This window comes from Streptomyces sp. NPDC037288 (assembly GCF_055603265.1).
In genome coordinates, this window is record NZ_JBVJVY010000002.1 from 245,006 (window position 1) to 262,568 (window position 17,563).

Below are 17,563 nucleotides of genomic sequence, written 5' to 3' on the forward strand. Positions count from 1 at the left end.
GATGAGGCGTCCGCGCACTGCCGGAAAACTCTGCGTAGCAGTGCCGTAACACGACTGGTGTTGCCTGCCCGAGGGACATGCCGGCGGTGGGCGGGAGCTGAGCGATGGCGGTGGATCGACTCCCCGGTGGGGTCCGGGAGTTCGCGAGCTACCTGGACGGCCTGCTGGCGCGCCTGGACCAGGGCGGGGGCTGGAGCGGGGTCTTCTGGCAGCGCGACCCCGACGGCATGCGGGCCTGTCTGGACGGCAGTGAGGTACCGCCCTGGGACGTGGTGGAGGCGCTACTGGAGGACCTCGCCGCGGCATACGGCCCCGCCACCGCGGCGGCCGAGCGGGAGCGCGCCCGCGCCCTGTACCGGGCCGCCCTGGCGGCGTACGACGCCCGCCCGGGCGCGCGCGGCACCCTGCTCGACCGGCTCGACGTCATGCTCCGCGAACAGCGCTACGCCGCCGAGCGCCAGACCGAACTGACCCGCCTGCTGTCCGCCCCGGCATCCGCCGACGAGGCCGACTCCCTCCGCCTCGACCTCGCCTGGGCCCAGGACGACCACGCCCGCGCCACCGCGAGGTGCGCTGAACTGCGGGGTCGCTTGGCGGAGTTGGACCGACGCGATGCCGTAGCCCCTGCCCCGGTGCGGACCTCGCATGCGGCCGCGTCCACCACCGGCGAGGGCTCCGGCCTCGCCGGCTTCCCCGGGCAGCCTCCCGTCCCCGGTCGGTCCTCCCGGTCCGGCGATGCCGCAGCCTCAGCCCCGCGTGGTGACGGCTCGGTGCGGGCCCCGTACGCGGCCGCGTCCACCACCGGCGAGGACTCCGGCCTGGTCGGCCCCGCCGCGTACCCTCCCGTCCCCGCCCCCGCCCAGCCCGCCCCGCCCGCCGGCGTGGCCGCTCCGGCCTCGCAAGCGCCCGCGCCGCCCCCGGCGGTCCCCGCGGTGTCCAGCCCGGAAGCGGCCCCTTCGTCCCCTTCCGCAAAGCCCCGCAAACGCCGTCGCGGCAGTGCGCGGTTCGCCGGGGTGGTGGAGGACGGGGGTGCTCCCGGTGCCGCGCGGCAGGCGCCGTCGCCTGCCATGCCGGAGGCGCCGGTGCGGCGGGTGCCGCGCGGGGCCCGGTTCGCCGGGGTCGCGGAGGGCGTCGAGGCGGAGGCCGCGGCCGTCGAGGTGGTGGACGTCGAGGCGGGGACGGCCGTCGCCGGGGTCGTGGAGCGCCTGGCGCGGTTGCGGGCCGAGGGGCGCAGCGGAGAGGCGCATGTGCTGCTGGCCGAGGTCGCGCAGTGGCCCGCCGGCCGGTTCCCGGCACTCGCGGTCGCACTGGCCCGTGCCGGACTCGGCGCCGACTGGGCGACGCTGCTGTGGGAAACCGCCTCACTGCCCGCGGAGCGGCTGGTCGCCGCCGCCGGCGCGCTGACCGCCGCCGGACGGGACGCGGACGGGCGGCAGCTGCTGCGACAGGGCGTCGCCCGGCCGCCGGAGCAGATCGGCGCGGCCGTACTGCGGCTGGCGGAGGAGGGGCGCCGGCGGGAGGCGGAGGCCTTGCTGGACGCGTGCGTGCGGGTCCGTACCGCCGGGGAAGCCGCCCGCAGCGCCGCACCCGATCCCCGCCGGCTCGTGCCGCTGCTGCTGCGCGCCGCGCAGGGCGTCTCCGACGAGCGGCACTGGGACCTCGTGCACGCGTTGCGGGTGGCCGGGCACACGACGTGACCGGCGCCGGGCGGCATCGTCCCGGTCTGCCCCGCTTCACCCCGCCGACCGGCCGCTTCGCTCACCCACAGGGGTGTGAAACATGATCGACTCCGCGGGTTGACGACGATGGTCTTGGCAAGGGCCTGCGGGCAGGCTTACTTTCGTCCCTCTACCGCCTGCTCTACGGGCGTAGAGACTTTGACGGTCCCGTCGAAGGAGCAGCTCATGGCCAACGTCGTACGAGCCGCACTGGTCCAGGCCACCTGGACCGGCGACACCGAGTCCATGGTGGCCAAACACGAGGAGCACGCCCGCGAGGCGGCCCGTCGGGGTGCCAAGGTCATCGGGTTCCAGGAGGTCTTCAACGCGCCCTACTTCTGCCAGGTCCAGGAGCCGGAGCACTACCGCTGGGCCGAGCCGGTGCCCGACGGGCCGACGGTGCGCCGGATGCAGGACCTCGCCAGGGAAACCGGCATGGTCGTCGTCGTTCCCGTCTTCGAGGTCGAGCGGTCCGGCTTCTACTACAACACCGCCGCCGTGATCGACGCCGACGGCACCTACCTCGGCAAGTACCGCAAGCACCACATCCCGCAGGTCAAGGGCTTCTGGGAGAAGTACTACTTCAAGCCCGGCAATCTCGGCTGGCCCGTCTTCGACACCGCCGCCGGCAAGGTCGGCGTCTACATCTGCTACGACCGGCACTTCCCGGAGGGCTGGCGGCAACTCGGGCTCAACGGCGCCCAGTTGGTCTACAATCCCTCCGCCACCCACCGCGGCCTGTCCGCCTACCTGTGGCAGCTGGAGCAGCCCGCGGCGGCCGTCGCCAACGAGTACTTCGTCGCCGCCATCAACCGCGTGGGGCAGGAGGAGTACGGCGACAACGACTTCTACGGGACCAGTTACTTCGTCGATCCCCGCGGGCAGTTCGTCGGCGAGGCCGCGAGCGACCAGTCCGAGGAACTCCTCGTCCGTGACCTCGACTTCGACCTCATCGAGGAAGTGCGGCAGCAGTGGGCCTTCTACCGCGACCGCCGCCCCGACGCCTACGAAGGACTGGTGCAGCCGTGAACGACCTCTACTCCCGCCACCGCCAGGTCCTCCCCGACTGGCTCGCCCTCTACTACGACGAGCCGATCGAGATCACCCACGGCGAGGGCCGCCACGTCTGGGACTCCGCCGGCAACAAGTACCTGGACTTCTTCGGCGGCATCCTGACGACGATGACCGCGCACGCGCTGCCCGAGGTGACCAAGGCGGTCAGCGAGCAGGCCGGGCGGATCATCCACTCCTCGACGCTGTACCTGAACCGGCCGATGGTCGACCTGGCCGAGCGCATCGCCCAGCTCAGCGGCATCCCGGACGCCCGGGTCTTCTTCACCACCTCCGGCACCGAGGCCAACGACACCGCCCTGCTGCTCGCCACCGCCCACCGGCGCAGCAACACGGTCCTGGCGATGCGCAACAGCTACCACGGACGCTCCTTCAGCACCGTCGGCATCACCGGCAACCGCGGCTGGTCCCCGACCTCGCTGTCCCCGCTGCAGACCCTGTACGTGCACGGCGGCGTGCGCACCCGGGGCCCGTACGCCGGGCTGGACGACCGCGCGTTCATCGACGCGTGCGTCGCCGACCTGAAGGACATCCTCGGCCACACCCGGCCGCCCGCCGCACTGATCGCCGAACCGATCCAGGGCGTCGGCGGCTTCACCTCCCCGCCCGACGGACTGTACGCCGCGTTCCGCCAGGTCCTGAAGGAGCAGGGCATCCTGTGGATCGCCGACGAGGTGCAGACCGGCTGGGGCCGCACCGGCGAGCACTTCTGGGGCTGGCAGGCGCACGCCCAGAGCGGCCCGCCGGACCTCGTCACCTTCGCCAAGGGCATCGGCAACGGCATGTCCATCGGCGGGGTGATCGCCCGCGCCGAGATCATGAACTGCCTGGACGCCAACAGCATCTCCACCTTCGGCGGCACCCAGCTCACCATGGCCGCCGGGCTGGCGAACCTGACGTACCTGCTGGAGCACGACCTGCAGGGCAACGCCCGTCGCGTCGGCGGCCTGCTCATCGAGCGGCTGCGGACCGTCGCCGCCCAGCTGCCCGGCGTGCGCGAGGTGCGCGGGCGGGGCCTGATGATCGGCATCGAGCTGGTCAGGCCCGGCACCGACGAGGCCGACCCGCAGGCCGCCGCCGCCGTGCTGGAGGCGGCGCGCGAGGGCGGGCTGCTCATCGGCAAGGGCGGCGGCCACAGCACCAGCGCCCTGCGCATCGCTCCACCGCTGTCCCTCACCGTCGCGGAGGCCGAGGAGGGCGCGGCGATCCTGGAACGGGCGCTCAGGAGTACGTACTAGAGAACGGCGGTACGGCCATGACCACCACCTCGCAGACCCGGTACGCCTGGGAACCCGCCCTCTCCGTCCGCCAGGTGCTCACCCTGGAGCGGGTGCTCGCCGGGGAGCCCGAGGTGGTGGCCGGGGCCGGGCAGCTCGACCGGCCGGTGCGCTGGGTGCATGTCGCCGAGGCCGCCGACGTCGGCGTGATGCTCAGCGGCGGCGAGATGGTGCTCACCACCGGCGTGCTCCTGGCCGGCGACGAGGCCGGGCAGGCCGAGTACGTCCGGTCGCTGCACCGGGCGGAGGCAGCCGCCGTCGTGCTCGGCCTGGGGCGGGCCTTCCCGGCGCCGCCGGAGGTGATGCGCCGGGCCGCCGAGCGGTGCGGACTGCCGATGGTCGTCCTGCACCGGCCCTCCCCCTTCGCCGAGCTGACCGAGGAGGTCCAGTCCCGGCTGGTGCGGCGCAAGTTCGCCGCCGTCAGCCTCTCGGAGACCGTACGGACCGAACTCACCGCCCTGATCACGGCCGGTGCCCCCCTGCAGCGCCTGCTCGACGGGGTCGCCCGGCACAGCGGCTGCCCCGTCGTGGTCACCAACCTCGCCCACCGCGTCCTCGCCACGGCGGGGGAGCGGTCCGCGGTGGACGACGTGCTGCGCGACTGGGAGCGGATCGCCCGGCAGGCCGGCACCGGCGCGGGCGGCGGCTGGATCAGCGCCGAACTCGGCGGACGCGGGGAGCGCTGGGGCCGGCTGCTGCTGTGCGGGTACCGGGGCGAGGCGGCCACCGGGCGGCTGCTCGCCGACCGGGCCGCCGAGGCGCTGGTCCTGCACCGCATGCTCGGCGGCGGCTCCGCGCACTCCTGGGAGGAGGAGTCCGCCCAGAGCCTGCTGACCGACCTGGTCTCCGGTGCCCTGCCCGCCTGCCGGCTGCTGCCCAGGGCCCGCGCGGCCGGGCTGCCGGTCAACCGGCGCACCTTCGTCCCGCTCGTCGTCCTGGACCGCACGGCCGCCGAACTCGACCGGGTGCTGCGCCTGCTGGGATTGTCCGGGCTGGTCGCCGAACTCGCCGACGGCGTGGCCGCGGTGCTGCTCAGCCTCGCCCGCGACCAGGACTCCGGGGTCCTCACCGCCCACTTCGCGGCCCGGCTGCGTGCGCGGGCGCCGGCCGTGGTCGCCGCCGCCTGCCCCCGTACCGCCTGGGACGAGGTGCCCGCCGGACTGCGGGAGGCCCGGCATGTCGCCGACGCCGTCGCCGGCTCCCGTGCCGCCCTCGACCTCCCGCCCGTCGTCCGCCTCAAGGACGTCCACCTGCGCGGACTGATCCGGCTGCTGCGCGACGACCCGCAGGTGCAGTCCTTCGCCGAACGGGAACTGGACGGGCTGCTGGGCGAGGCCGAGCCCGAGCTGCTGAACGTCCTGCGGACCTATCTCGCGACCGGCCGCAACAAGTCCCGCACCGCTCAGCTCCACCATGTCTCCCGGCCCGCCCTCTACCGCCGCCTGGAGGCCATACAGGGACGCCTCGGCGTCGACCTGGACGACTTCGAACAGGCGGCCTCCGTGCACATCGCGCTCCTCGCGCATGACGCGCAACAGGGGTGAAACATGCGACGACCTGCGAAAACGGCGGTGAAACATGGGATCGCGAACACGTGACACGGTGGCACGCCGCACGTCCGCAGACGTGACACGCTGCCCGTCGAACGGTCCTCGCGGGCTTTCTAGGCTCACGGCACACCGAGCTACCGGAGGTCCCGATGAGCCGAGTGATCCGTGCCGCCCTGTTCCAGACCGCGTGGACCGGCGACAAGGAATCCATGATCCAGGCCCACGAGCAGGCGGCCCGCGACGCGGCCGCCCAGGGCGCCCAGGTCCTGTGTTTCCAGGAGCTGTTCTACGGCCCCTACTTCTGCCAGGTCCAGGACAAGGCCTTCTACGAGTACGCCGAGCGGATCCCGGACGGCCCGACCGTCCGGCGCTTCCAGGCACTCGCCCGAGAGCTGGGCATCGTCCTCGTGCTGCCGATGTACGAGGAGGAACAGCCGGGCGTGCTGTACAACACCGCGGCCGTGATCGACGCGGACGGCTCCTACCTCGGCAAGTACCGCAAGACCCACATCCCCCAAGTGCAGGGCTTCTGGGAGAAGTTCTACTTCCGCCCCGGCAACAGCGGCTGGCCCGTCTTCGAGACGGCCGTCGGGAAGATCGGCGTGTACATCTGCTACGACCGCCACTTCCCGGAGGGCTGGCGGGCGTTGGGCCTTGCCGGCGCGGAGATCGTCTTCAACCCCTCGGCCACCTCGCGCGGCCTGTCCCGCTACCTGTGGCAGCTGGAGCAGCCGGCGGCGGCCGTGGCCAACGAGTACTTCGTCGGCGCGATCAACCGGGTCGGCGTGGAGGACCTGGGCGACAACGACTTCTACGGCACGACGTACTTCGTGGACCCCGAGGCCCAGTTCGTCGGCGAGGTCGCGAGCGACAAGGAGACCGAACTCGTCGTCCGCGACCTGGACCTGGCCAGGCTCCGCGAGGTCCGCGACCGCTGGCAGTTCTACCGCGACCGGGCGCCGGGGGCCTACACACCGCTGACGGCACCGTGACAGCACCCCGCAAGGGGCGCGGGGAACTGCGCGACAAGCTACCGACGACCCGCACGTGACCACGAAGGAGAGGGCCCCATGACCCGCCGTACCGTCATCCGCGGTGGCCTGGTCGTCACCGCGTCGGACGAGATCCACGCCGACGTCCTGGTCGAGGACGGCCGCGTCGCCGCCCTCGCCGCCTCCGGCACCCCCGCCGCCGGGGCGTTCACCGCCGAGAGGGTCATCGACGCCACCGGGAAGTACGTCATCCCGGGCGGCGTGGACGCCCACACCCACATGGAGCTGCCGTTCGGCGGCACCTTCGCCTCCGACACCTTCGAGACCGGGACCCGGGCCGCCGCCTGGGGCGGCACGACGACGATCGTCGACTTCGCGGTGCAGAGCGTCGGCCACACCCTGCGCGAGGGCCTGGACACGTGGCACGCCAAGGCCGAGGGCAACTGCGCGATCGACTACGCCTTCCACATGATCGTCTCCGATGTGAACCAGGAGACGCTCAAGGAGATGGACCTGCTGATCGAGGAGGGGGTGACCAGCTTCAAGCAGTTCATGGCGTATCCGGGCGTCTTCTACTCCGACGACGGGCAGATCCTGCGCGCCATGCAGCGCTCCGCCGAGAACGGCGGGCTGATCATGATGCACGCCGAGAACGGCATCGCCATCGACGTCCTGGTCGAGCAGGCGCTCGCCCGGGGCGAGACCGACCCGCGTTACCACGGCGAGGTCCGCAAGGCCCTGCTGGAGGCCGAGGCCACCCACCGCGCCATCCGGCTCGCGCAGGTCGCGGGCGCCCCGCTGTACGTCGTGCACGTCTCGGCCATGGAGGCGGTGGCCGAGCTGGCGCGGGCCCGCGACGAGGGGCTGAACGTCTTCGGCGAGACCTGCCCGCAGTACCTGTTCCTGTCCACCGACAACCTCGCCGAGCCGGACTTCGAGGGCGCCAAGTACGTGTGCTCGACGCCGCTGCGACCGCGCGAACACCAGGCGAAGCTCTGGCAGGGCCTCAGGACGAACGACCTCCAGGTGGTCTCCACCGACCACTGCCCCTTCTGCTTCGCGGGCCAGAAGGAACTGGGCCGCGGCGACTTCTCCAAGATCCCCAACGGCCTGCCCGGCGTGGAGAACCGCATGGACCTCCTCCACCAGGCCGTCGTCGACGGGCACATCTCCCGTCGCCGCTGGATCGAGATCGCCTGCGCCACCCCGGCCCGCATGTTCGGCCTGTACCCGAAGAAGGGCACCATCGCCCCGGGCGCCGACGCCGACATCGTCGTCTACGACCCGCACGCCGAGCAGCTCGTGTCGGCGCGCACGCACCACATGAACGTCGACTACTCGGCCTACGAGGGCAAGCGCGTCACCGGCCGGGTCGAGACCGTGCTCTCGCGCGGGGAGTTGGTCGTCACCGAGCGGGAGTACACCGGACACGCCGGCCACGGCGTCTTCACCCCGCGCACCACCTGTCAGTACCTCACCTAGGAGTGGCGCTCATGGACTTCGGACTCGTCCTGCAGACCGACCCGCCGGCCTCCCGCGTCGTCAGCCTGATGAAACGGGCCGAGCGCAACGGGTTCACGTACGGCTGGACGTTCGACTCCGCCGTGCTCTGGCAGGAGCCGTTCGTGATCTACAGCCAGATCCTCGCGAACACGACGAAGCTGAAGGTCGGCCCGATGGTCACCAACCCGGGCACCCGCACCTGGGAGGTCACCGCCTCCACCTTCGCCACCCTCAACGACATGTTCGGCAACCGCACCGTCTGCGGCATCGGCCGCGGCGACTCCGCGATGCGCGTCGCGGGCCGCAGACCCAACACGCTGGCCCGCATCAGCGAGGCCATGAAGGTCATCCGGGCGCTCGCGCGCGGGGAGCCGGCCGACCTCGGCGGCGGCACGGTCGTCAGGTTCCCGTGGATCGGGCCGGGCGCCGAACTGCCCGTCTGGATGGCCGCGTACGGCCCGAAGGCGCTGAAGATGACCGGCGAGGAGGCCGATGGGTTCATCCTCCAGCTGTCCGACCCCTACCTGACCGAGTACATGGTGAAGGCGGTCAAGGACGCGGCCGTCGCGGCCGGCCGCGACCCGTCCGAGGTCACCGTCTGCGTGGCGGCCCCCGCCTACGTCACCGAGGACGACTCGCCCGGGGCCCTCGCCCACGCCCGCGACCAGTGCCGCTGGTTCGGCGGCATGGTCGGCAACCACGTCGCCGACCTGGTCGCCAAGTACGGCGAACACTCCTCCCAGGTCCCCGACGCGCTCACCGACTACATCAAGGCACGGCAGGGTTACGACTACGCCCACCACGGGCGCAGCGGCAACCCGGACACCCGGTTCGTGCCGGACGAGATCGTCGACCGGTTCTGCGTCATCGGGCCGGCCGAGAAACACATCGAGAAACTGACCGCGCTCCGCGCCCTGGGTGTCGACCAGTTCGCGGTGTACGACATGCACGACGCGCAGGAGGCCACCATCGACGCCTACGGCACGCAGGTGATCCCGGCCGTCAACTCCTGATTACCCCGCCCGAGTTCGCGGTCCTCCCCACCTCCTGGTCATCCCTCCCCGCCGCCGAAGGGGAGGGGCTGGTGCCCGCACGGCCTGTCCCGTCCCACCTCGTTCGATTGGCCTGCCCATGACCGACACCGCTCCCACGGCCATACCGCCGACCCCTCAAGTCACCCTCCCCGACGGCCGCGTGACGATCGCGCCCGGTGCGCCGCAGCCCAGCGGCCCCTACGCCAACGCGGATCTGCTGCCGGTCCCGGTCGAGAAGCGCACCTGGACCACGTACAACTTCTCCGCCCTCTGGGTCGGCATGGCCCACAACACGGCCTCCTGGACGCTGGCCTCCGGTCTGATCGCGGTCGGCATGGACTGGAGGCAGGCGGTGTTCACCATCGCCCTCGCCAACCTGGTCGTGCTGGTCCCGATGCTGCTGACCGGGCACGCCGGCCCCAAGTACGGCATCCCCTTCCCGGTCTTCGCCCGCGCCTCCTTCGGCGTGCGCGGCGCCAACCTGCCTGCCGTCGTACGGGCGTTGGTGGCGTGCGGCTGGTTCGGCATCCAGACCTGGATCGGCGGGGAGGCGATCTACTTCCTCGCCGGGAAGCTGATCGGCGAGAGCTGGTCGAACGCGGCGCACGTCGGCGGCTACGCCTGGACCATGTGGCTGTCGTTCGCGCTGTTCTGGGTGATCCAGGTCGCGATCATCTACCGGGGCATGGAGACCATCCGCCGCTTCGAGAACTGGGCCGCGCCGTTCGTGCTCGTCGGCGCCTTCGTGATGCTGGGGTGGATGAGCAGCAAGGCCGGCGGTGTCGGCCCGCTGTTCGACCAGCCCTCCAAGCTGGGCTGGGGCGAGGACTTCTGGAAGCTGTTCTGGCCGTCCCTGATGGGCATGATCGGCTTCTGGTCGACCCTGTCGCTGAACATCCCGGACTTCACCCGCTACGGCAGGAGCCAGAAGGCCCAGACCTGGGGCCAGGCACTCGGTCTGCCGACCACGATGACCCTGTTCGCGTTCCTGTCCGTCCTGGTGACGTCCGGCTCGCAGGCGGTGTACGGCAAGCCGGTCTGGGACCCGGTACAGCTGGCGGCGAAGACGGACAGCGTCGTGGGTCTGCTCTACGCCCTGGTCACGGTGCTGGTGGCCACCCTCTCGGTGAACATCGCGGCCAACCTCGTCTCACCGGCGTTCGACTTCTCCAACGTGGCGCCGAGGAAGGTGAGTTTCCGCACCGGAGCGCTCATCACATCCGTCCTGGCGGTCGTCATCTTCCCCTGGAAGCTCTACTCCGACCCGCAGGGCTACATCTTCACCTGGCTGGGCCTGGTCGGCGGCCTGCTCGGCACGGTCGCGGGGATCCTCGTCGCCGACTACTGGCTGCTGCGCCGCACCCGCCTGGACCTCGCCGACCTCTACCGCACGGGCGGTCGCTACTGGTACGCGGGCGGCTGGAACTGGCGCGCGGTCGTCGCCTTCCTGGCGGGCGGCATCCTCGCCGTCGGCGGCGCCAGCTTCAAGCCCGTGATCGACGGCCGCCCCATCCCGGCCCTGTCCTCCCTGGCCGACTACGGCTGGGCGGTGGGTCTCGGCACGTCCCTGGTCCTCTACCTGGCCCTCACCCTGCTGACGGCCGGCAGGCGGACCACGCCCTAGCGGATCCGCGGGGGCGGGCGCTCACCCGGACTGCGACTGCCCGCCCCCCAGCGCGCCGGCCGCGGCCCGCGCCGCCTGGATGGCCCCCTTGTTGATCTCGTCCGTACCGGGCGCCTTCTTCGTCTCGAAGTCGCTGCCGTTGTAGGTGACGACCACCAGGGCGTTGGACACCCGGACCAGCACCACGCCCTCGCGGGTCTGCTGCTTGTCCTCGGTGGTCAGGTTCACCACGGAGTAGGCGCTGTCCCCGAGCCCCGGTACGGTCCCGCCGCCGCTCTTCTCGCCCACCCGCTGCTGGTACTCCTGCTGGGCATCCTGCTCCGACGCGCTGATCTCGAACGACACGTCGAGCCAGCGGTAGTCGTAGCCCTGCAGCGCGTTCCAGGAGCAGGTACGGCGCAGCTTGGCGTCCGTGGACGGGATCTCCTTGCCCGCGGTCTTCGCCCCGGGCACCAGGGACTTGACGGTCGCCACGGGCACGCTGGTGCAGGGGGAGGGGGCCGCGGAGTACGCCTTCGCACCCGCGCCGGCCGTGGGGTCGGAGGAGCCGGAGGAACCGGTGGCACCGGAGGAGCCCGAGGAGGCGGACTGGGTGGACGTGTTCTGGGCTGCCTGGTGCCCGGCGGCCGCCGGCGGTGCGGCCGGTCCGGACGTCAGCGCCCAGCCGGCACAGGCGAGGACCGCGACCGGCGAGATCCGCGCGGTCAGGGCGAGCGGCAGGGGAAGAGAACGCACGTCGCACTTCTCGTGGGGGAGGGGGTACGGAAGGGTCCGGATGGTGGACGGGGACGACAGTGTCACACGACTCCCTGTGGGGCGGAAGCGAAAACTCACAGCGTGCCCGCGCGGTCACGGCAGCATGCTCACGACGTCCTGGGATGCCCGTTATGTGCCTCCAGTCGGCGGCGCGCGCCGCCTTCGCTCGGGTACGCGCGGACGGTGAAGGCCGCGATGCGCCAGCCGGCCGCCCAGGCGGTCAGCGCGGGCAGGACGGGTGCCGGGACCAGCCAGAGGGAATCTCGGCGGGTGTCTCGCTCGCTGTCACGCCCCGGTGGAGTGCTCCTGCAGCCAGCGCCGGGCGCCGACTTCGCTGGGGTATTCGCGGACGGCGCGGCCAGGCCGCCGATGTTCGCGCCTTCGTCGACAGCGACCGAGTGCTGCCAGGACCAGCCCTTGTCGTGGTCGTCGGAAGCCTCCAGGGCGCCGCAGGCGCCGGCTGCCACGACGTGCGGCACCCCGGTCTACCACCAGCGTCCGGACATCTTCGGCGTCACCAGCCTGCCGGTGTCGGTACGGGCGGCCTGAGGGCCGGTCGCACGCGCCGCCCCGGTTCACCCGGCCGGGGCGGCGTCCCATGTCCCGGTGGCGGTGAAGCGCTCCAGGTCGGACAGCGGCCCGTGCAGCTGCCAGCCCTTGGCCTCGGTCCAGGCGTCGTCGTAGTACGTGTCCCGGTAGGCCTCCCCGCCGTCCCCGACGACCATCGCCACCGACCCGCGCTCGCCCTGGCGGCGCATCCGGTCCAGGACGTGGAACGCGCCCCACAGACAGCTCCCCGAGGAGGGGCCGGCCATCAGTCCGGTGACGGCGTGCAGATGGCGCATCGCCGCCACGCTGGCGGCGTCCGGCACCGGGATCACCAGGTCGACCACCGAAGCGTCGAAGGCGGGTTCGATGCGCGGTCGTCCGATCCCCTCGATCCGGGAGGGCATGCCGGTGGTGTAGCCGGGGAAGTCGGCGGTCCAGCCGGGGAAGTACGCCGAGTTCTCCGGGTCCACGACGGCGAGCCGGGTCCCGCTGCCCCGCATGCGCAGATACCGGCCGACGGCGGCCGAGGTGACCCCGCTGCCGACGCCGACCACGATCCATGCCGGCGCGGACTCCCCCCGCTTCTCCAGGTCGGAGAGGATCCCGGCGCCGAGACTGTCCGGGCTGCTCCAGTCGACCGCGTCCCCCACCCGTCCGAGGTGGTCGAGGAAATGACCGCCGGACTCCTTTGCGAGGGCGCGGGCCCTGTCGTAGACGGCGAGCGGCGGGTCGAAAGGATGGCAGCGCCCGCCCTGCTCCTCGATCCGGCGCCGCTTGGCGGGACCGGTCTTGCCCGGCACGACGGCGGTGTACTCAAGACCGAGGAGCCGTGCGAAGTAGGCCTGCGCCACGGCCATGTTGCCGCTGGTGGCCTCGAACAGCGGGGTGCCGGCGACGATCTCGCCACTGCGCAGGGCGGCGAGGAAGAGGTCACGGGCGGGCCCGTGCTTCAGACTGCCCGACGGCCGCCGGGACTCGTCCTTCAGGTGCAGCGCCGAGCCCGGCGGCCCGGCGAGCGGGAACGCCCGCAAGGGTGTGGGCGGTTCGGCGGCCCGGTCGGCCAGCAGCAGGTCGATCGCCCGGCCCGCCCAGGCGCGGGTCCTCTCGTCACCGGTTCCCCGTGCCACGCGATGCGTCTCCGTTCTCGTAGCGCTCGGCCGTACGGACGGTCTTCCCCGCCCGGCCGCCTCCCACCTCCGCTTTCGATTGATCGCAAGTGGTGGATCCTGGGGGTCCTCTGCCTGACCCTGCTGACGACGGTGCTCGACAACACCATCCTCAACGTCGCCGTCCCCACCCTCATGGAGGACCTCGGCGCCAGTACGGCGGACGTGCAGTGGGTGATCAACGCCTATTCGCTCGCGCTGGCCGGCTTCCTCATCGCCTCCGGCGGCATGGCCGACCACTTCGGCCGCAAGCGGGCCCTGTTCGCGGGGCTCGCCCTGTTCGGCGCCGGGTCCCTGACCGGCGCCCTGGCCACCTCCGTGGGCACGCTGGTCGCGGCCCGGGTCACCATGGGCCTCGGCGCCTCGCTCCTCATGCCGGCCACCCTCGCGGTCCTCATGCACGTCTTCGACGAGGAAGAACGTATGAAGGCCATCGGCATCTGGATGGCCGTGTCCGCCGCCGGCATGGCGGGCGGTCCCGTCATCGGCGGGTTTCTGCTCGCCCACTTCTGGTGGGGGGCGATCTTCCTGACCAACGTACCGATCGCGGCCATCGGTCTTGTCGCCATCGCCTGGCTGGTCCCCGAGTCCCGCAACCCGCACAGCGTACGGCCCGACTTCGTGGGCCTGCCGCTGTCCGTGCTGGGCATGGCGTCGCTGGTCTGGGTGGTCATCGCCGTACCGGAGCACGGCTGGACGGACGCGCTGGTGCTCGGTCCGCTCGCGATCACCCTGGCCGCGATGGCCGCGTTCGTGCTGTGGGAGCGCCGGGCACCCCATCCGATGCTGGACATGGGGCTGTTCACCGAACGGCGCTTCACGGGGGCGGCGCTCGGCGGGCTGCTCGCCGCGTTCGGTATGGGCGGCTCGCTCTTCCTGCTCACCCAGCAATTGCAGTTCGTCCTCGGCTACACCCCGCTCCAGACGGGCCTGCGGATCGTGCCGTTCGCCGTGGCGCTTCTCATCGGCAGCGGCGCCGCCAGCGCACCCCTGGGCAAGAAGATCGGCCTCGCCCGGAGCGTCGCACTGAGCATGGTGGTGGCCGCGCTCGGCCTGTGCGCCATCGCCGCGACCAGCGACAGCGGCTACGGCTGGACCCTGCCCGGCCTGATCGTGGTCGGGTTCGCCATGGGCACCGCGGGCCCCGCCGCCGGCGCCGCTCTCATGAGCGCGATCCCGCCGGCCCGGGCCGGCACCGCCTCGGGCGTCAACGGCACGCTCCAGGAACTGGGCACCGGTCTGGGTGTGGCCGCGCTCGGCGCCGCGCTGGTGGCCCGGTTCGACGCGGGACTGCCGGACAGCCTTCCGAACGGCGCGGAGAAGTCGCTGCCCGCCGCGCTCGCCGTCGCGGGCGGCACCGTGGACAAGGTCCGCGACGCCTTCGTCTCGGCCCTGGAGACCAGCCAGTTCCTCGGCGCCCTCGCGGTGGCGGTGGGCGGTGTCGCGGCCGGCGCACTGCTCGGCTGGGCCGGGCGGGAGCCGACGGCCCCGCCGACGCCGGTCGGCGCGGCGGTCTCCGGCGATCCGGGCGAACCGGGCGACCCGGACGGGTACACCTCGGCATGACCGGCGTGCCCCGGGACGTGCGCCACACGGCCGTACGATGGCAGGTCTGCGAACCAGTGGCGGAACGAGACCGGGGAGGCCGGGCGTGGGTGAGCGCAAGCGGGGGGCGGCAACGTCCGCGAGCGTATGGCTGACACCCCCCGCGCGGCAGCCCGGTCCGCCGGGACTGAGCCGCGACCGCATCGTGCGGACGGCGGTCGAACTCCTCGACGCCGAGGGCCTGCAGGCACTGTCGATGCGCCGGGTGGCGGCCCGGCTCGCCGCGGGGCACATGTCCCTGTACTGGCATGTGACCACCAAGGGCGCGCTGCTGGAGCTGGCCCTGGACGAGGTGTTCGGCCAGGTCGTGGCACCCCCGGACGACCTCCCCTGGGACGAGCAGCTGCGTGCCCTCGCGGGCAGCCTGCGGGCGGTGTTCGCCCGGCACCGGTGGGCCGCACGGCTGATCGGCGAGTACCTCAACATCGGCCCGAACGCCCTGCGCATGACGGACACCGCGTTGCGCGTGGTGAGCGGCTCGGGGCTCGCCGCCGACCAGACCGACAGCGCCGCCGCCCTCGTCCTGGAGTACGTCTGCGGGTTCGCCACCGCGGAGACCCGCATGATCGAGAACGCCGCGACGGCGGAGCGGAACGGCGAGCAGTCGGCGGACGAGGGCTTCGCGGAGGTCTCGAACGCCGTGCGGTCCGGACTCACGGAGTTCGCGACCCTGCGGGAGCTCGCGAGCCGCGACATCGGCACGGCCACCGAGATCCGCGACCGCAACTTCGCCTTCGGCCTCCAGTGCATCATCGCCGGTCTCAGGGCCCTGGCCGACTCCGGCGAGACACCCGCCTGAGGCGGTCCACCCCCTTGATTCCGTCGCGGCTTTCGCCGGGGATGCGAAGCCGCGGCCCAGCGCCGGCACTCCAGCGAGGTGAGAGATGCAGTTCACCACCCGACCCACGCTTCAAGGAACCTTCGGCATGGTGTCCTCCACCCACTGGCTGGCCTCCCAGTCGGCGATGGCGGTGCTGGAGAGCGGCGGGAACGCCTTCGACGCCGCCGTGGCCGGGGCGTTCGTGCTGCACGTGGTGGAGCCGCATCTGAACGGGCCGGCCGGCGAGGTACCGATTCTGCTCGCCCCGGCGGGCGGCGCGGTGCGGGTGCTGTGCGGGCAGGGGGTCGCCCCGGCCGGTGCCACCGTCGCCCACTACCGGGGGCTCGGGCTGGACCTCGTACCCGGCACCGGGCCGCTCGCGGCCGCCGTGCCCGGAGCCTTCGACGCCTGGCTGCTGCTCCTGCGCGACCACGGCACGAAGTCCCTGGACGACGTCCTCACGTACGCCATCGGATACGCCGAGCACGGGCACGCGCCCGTGGAGAAGGTCGGCGCGACCGCGGAGGCCGTACGGGAGCTGTTCGAGACCGAGTGGACCTCGTCGGCGCAGGTGTACCTGCCCGGCGGCCGGGCGCCCCGGCCCGGTGAGCTCTTCCGCAACCCCGCCCTCGCCGCCACCTGGAAGCGGCTGCTGGCCCAGACCGCTGGCAGCGGCGACCGGGAGGCCCGGATCGACGCCGCGCGCGAGGTGTGGCGCTCCGGCTTCATCGGGCAGGCTCTGGTACGGCAGGCCCGGCGGCCCACGACGGACACCAGCGGGATGCGGCACACCGGCACCCTCACCGAGGCCGACCTCGCCGGCTGGTCGGCGACCTACGAGACCCCGGTGACCTACGACTGGAACGGCTGGACCGTGTGCAAGGCGGGCCCCTGGAGCCAGGGCCCCGCACTCCTGCAGCAGCTCGCCCTGCTCCCGCCCGAGCTGCCCGCCCAGGGCTCCGCCGAGTACGTGCACCTGCTGATCGAGGGCTGCAAGCTCGCCATGGCCGACCGGGAGGCCTGGTACGGCGACGCCGCCGAGGTGCCGCTGGCCGAGCTCCTCTCGGACGAGTACAACGCCGGCCGGCGGGCCCTGGTCGGCGCCAAGGCCTCCTGGGAGCTGCGGCCGGGCAGCCCCGGCGGACGCGCCCCGCGGCTGCCGGCGCAGGCGTACGCGCGCGTGGAGACCGGCGAGCGCGGCTTCGACCCGATGGGGGCCGGTGAGCCGACGGTCGCGGAGATCCCCGGCGAGCCGCACGTGGCCGCCGACGGCACGACCCGCGGCGACACCTGCCACCTGGACGTCGTCGACCGCTGGGGCAACATGGTCGCGGCCACGCCGAGCGGCGGCTGGCTGCAGTCCAACCCGGTCGTGCCCGAGCTGGGCTTCCCGCTCGGCACCCGCCTGCAGATGACCTGGCTGGAGGAGGGCCTGCCGAACTCCCTCACCCCGGGCCGCCGCCCGCGCACCACCCTCACCCCGTCCCTCGCACTGCGCGACGGGGTGCCGGTCCTGGCGTTCGGCACGCCCGGCGGCGACCAGCAGGACCAGTGGCAGCTGCACTTCCTCCTCGCCGCCGCCCTGCGCGCCCCGGTCCGCGGCGCCCTCGACCTGCAGGGCGCGATCGACGCCCCGAACTGGCACAACGACAGCTTCCCCAGCTCCTTCCACCCGCGCGGCCGGCGCCCCGGCGGCGTCACCGTGGAGTCCCGCACGGACCCGGACGTCATCGGGGAGCTGCGGCGGCGCGGCCACGACGTCACCGTCGGCCCCGCCTGGTCCGAGGGACGCCTGTGCGCGGTGGCCCGGGACCCGGAGACCGGCGTGCTGTCGGCGGCGGCGAACCCGCGCGGGATGCAGGGGTACGCCGTCGGCCGCTGACCGGTCATCCGGCACC

Annotated in this window: 14 protein-coding genes; 11 read left to right on the plus strand and 3 right to left on the minus strand. The window is 72.7% G+C overall.

Annotation, left to right across the window (positions count from 1 at the left end):
* Positions 1-104 precede the first annotated feature (104 nt).
* From ACZ7GZ_RS03460 to ACZ7GZ_RS03495, 8 genes are all read left to right on the plus strand, one after another.
* On the plus strand, positions 105-1,697 hold the full coding sequence (locus tag ACZ7GZ_RS03460) for a hypothetical protein (RefSeq protein ID WP_471020599.1): 1,593 nt from the start codon (positions 105-107) through the stop codon (positions 1,695-1,697).
* A 207-nt stretch (positions 1,698-1,904) separates the two neighbouring features.
* On the plus strand, positions 1,905-2,747 hold the full coding sequence (locus tag ACZ7GZ_RS03465; protein ID WP_471020601.1) for a nitrilase-related carbon-nitrogen hydrolase: 843 nt from the start codon (positions 1,905-1,907) through the stop codon (positions 2,745-2,747).
* A complete protein-coding gene (locus ACZ7GZ_RS03470; protein WP_471020603.1) occupies positions 2,744-4,027 on the plus strand; it encodes an aspartate aminotransferase family protein in 1,284 nt (427 codons plus the stop codon). The genes ACZ7GZ_RS03465 and ACZ7GZ_RS03470 overlap by 4 nt, the downstream gene beginning before the upstream one ends.
* Positions 4,028-4,044: 17 nt before the next feature.
* On the plus strand, positions 4,045-5,610 hold the full coding sequence (locus tag ACZ7GZ_RS03475) for a PucR family transcriptional regulator (RefSeq protein ID WP_471020606.1): 1,566 nt from the start codon (positions 4,045-4,047) through the stop codon (positions 5,608-5,610).
* Between the two features lie 155 nt (positions 5,611-5,765).
* Positions 5,766-6,608, plus strand: coding sequence for a nitrilase-related carbon-nitrogen hydrolase (locus tag ACZ7GZ_RS03480; protein WP_471020607.1), 843 nt, complete (start codon positions 5,766-5,768; stop codon positions 6,606-6,608).
* A 78-nt stretch (positions 6,609-6,686) separates the two neighbouring features.
* Positions 6,687-8,090: a dihydropyrimidinase gene (gene hydA, locus ACZ7GZ_RS03485; RefSeq protein ID WP_471020608.1), complete on the plus strand. Its 1,404-nt coding sequence runs from the start codon at positions 6,687-6,689 to the stop codon at positions 8,088-8,090.
* Positions 8,091-8,101: 11 nt separating this feature from the next.
* Complete coding sequence (locus tag ACZ7GZ_RS03490; RefSeq protein WP_471020610.1) at positions 8,102-9,124, plus strand: TIGR03842 family LLM class F420-dependent oxidoreductase; 1,023 nt, start codon at positions 8,102-8,104, stop codon at positions 9,122-9,124.
* A gap of 118 nt (positions 9,125-9,242) precedes the next feature.
* Positions 9,243-10,769 carry an NCS1 family nucleobase:cation symporter-1 gene (locus ACZ7GZ_RS03495; RefSeq protein ID WP_471020612.1) on the plus strand — a complete coding sequence of 509 codons (1,527 nt, stop codon included), beginning with the start codon at positions 9,243-9,245 and terminating at the stop codon, positions 10,767-10,769.
* Between the two features lie 21 nt (positions 10,770-10,790).
* Here the strand turns inward: ACZ7GZ_RS03495 and ACZ7GZ_RS03500 are convergent, their stop codons facing one another.
* The 3 genes from ACZ7GZ_RS03500 to ACZ7GZ_RS03510 form a co-directional block, all read right to left on the minus strand.
* Complete coding sequence (locus ACZ7GZ_RS03500; protein WP_471020613.1) at positions 10,791-11,504, minus strand: hypothetical protein; 714 nt, start codon at positions 11,502-11,504, stop codon at positions 10,791-10,793.
* 128 nt (positions 11,505-11,632) lie between these two features.
* Positions 11,633-11,992, minus strand: coding sequence for a hypothetical protein (locus ACZ7GZ_RS03505; RefSeq protein WP_471020614.1), 360 nt, complete (start codon positions 11,990-11,992; stop codon positions 11,633-11,635).
* Positions 11,993-12,100: 108 nt separating this feature from the next.
* Positions 12,101-13,201, minus strand: coding sequence for a PLP-dependent cysteine synthase family protein (locus tag ACZ7GZ_RS03510; RefSeq protein ID WP_471020617.1), 1,101 nt, complete (start codon positions 13,199-13,201; stop codon positions 12,101-12,103).
* A 3-nt stretch (positions 13,202-13,204) separates the two neighbouring features.
* Here ACZ7GZ_RS03510 and ACZ7GZ_RS03515 point away from each other — a divergent pair, with 3 nt between their 5' ends.
* From ACZ7GZ_RS03515 to ACZ7GZ_RS03525, 3 genes are all read left to right on the plus strand, one after another.
* Positions 13,205-14,806 carry a DHA2 family efflux MFS transporter permease subunit gene (locus ACZ7GZ_RS03515; RefSeq protein WP_471020620.1) on the plus strand — a complete coding sequence of 534 codons (1,602 nt, stop codon included), beginning with the start codon at positions 13,205-13,207 and terminating at the stop codon, positions 14,804-14,806.
* A gap of 85 nt (positions 14,807-14,891) precedes the next feature.
* A complete protein-coding gene (locus tag ACZ7GZ_RS03520; RefSeq protein WP_471020622.1) occupies positions 14,892-15,644 on the plus strand; it encodes a TetR/AcrR family transcriptional regulator C-terminal domain-containing protein in 753 nt (250 codons plus the stop codon).
* A gap of 85 nt (positions 15,645-15,729) precedes the next feature.
* Entirely contained in the window at positions 15,730-17,547 is a 1,818-nt protein-coding gene (locus tag ACZ7GZ_RS03525) for a gamma-glutamyltransferase family protein (RefSeq protein ID WP_471020623.1), read from the plus strand.
* The last annotated feature ends 16 nt before the right edge of the window (positions 17,548-17,563 follow it).

Bases quoted from the DNA above. Each gene is read 5' to 3' on its own strand.
- ACZ7GZ_RS03460 (WP_471020599.1), top strand. From the start codon at position 105: ATGGCGGTGGATCGACTCCCCGGTGGGGTCCGGGAGTTCGCGAGCTAC.
- ACZ7GZ_RS03465 (WP_471020601.1), top strand. From the start codon at position 1,905: ATGGCCAACGTCGTACGAGCCGCACTGGTCCAGGCCACCTGGACCGGC.
- ACZ7GZ_RS03475 (WP_471020606.1), top strand. From the start codon at position 4,045: ATGACCACCACCTCGCAGACCCGGTACGCCTGGGAACCCGCCCTCTCC.
- ACZ7GZ_RS03480 (WP_471020607.1), top strand. From the start codon at position 5,766: ATGAGCCGAGTGATCCGTGCCGCCCTGTTCCAGACCGCGTGGACCGGC.
- hydA (WP_471020608.1), top strand. From the start codon at position 6,687: ATGACCCGCCGTACCGTCATCCGCGGTGGCCTGGTCGTCACCGCGTCG.
- ACZ7GZ_RS03490 (WP_471020610.1), top strand. From the start codon at position 8,102: ATGGACTTCGGACTCGTCCTGCAGACCGACCCGCCGGCCTCCCGCGTC.
- ACZ7GZ_RS03495 (WP_471020612.1), top strand. From the start codon at position 9,243: ATGACCGACACCGCTCCCACGGCCATACCGCCGACCCCTCAAGTCACC.
- ACZ7GZ_RS03515 (WP_471020620.1), top strand. From the start codon at position 13,205: ATGCGTCTCCGTTCTCGTAGCGCTCGGCCGTACGGACGGTCTTCCCCG.
- ACZ7GZ_RS03525 (WP_471020623.1), top strand. From the start codon at position 15,730: ATGCAGTTCACCACCCGACCCACGCTTCAAGGAACCTTCGGCATGGTG.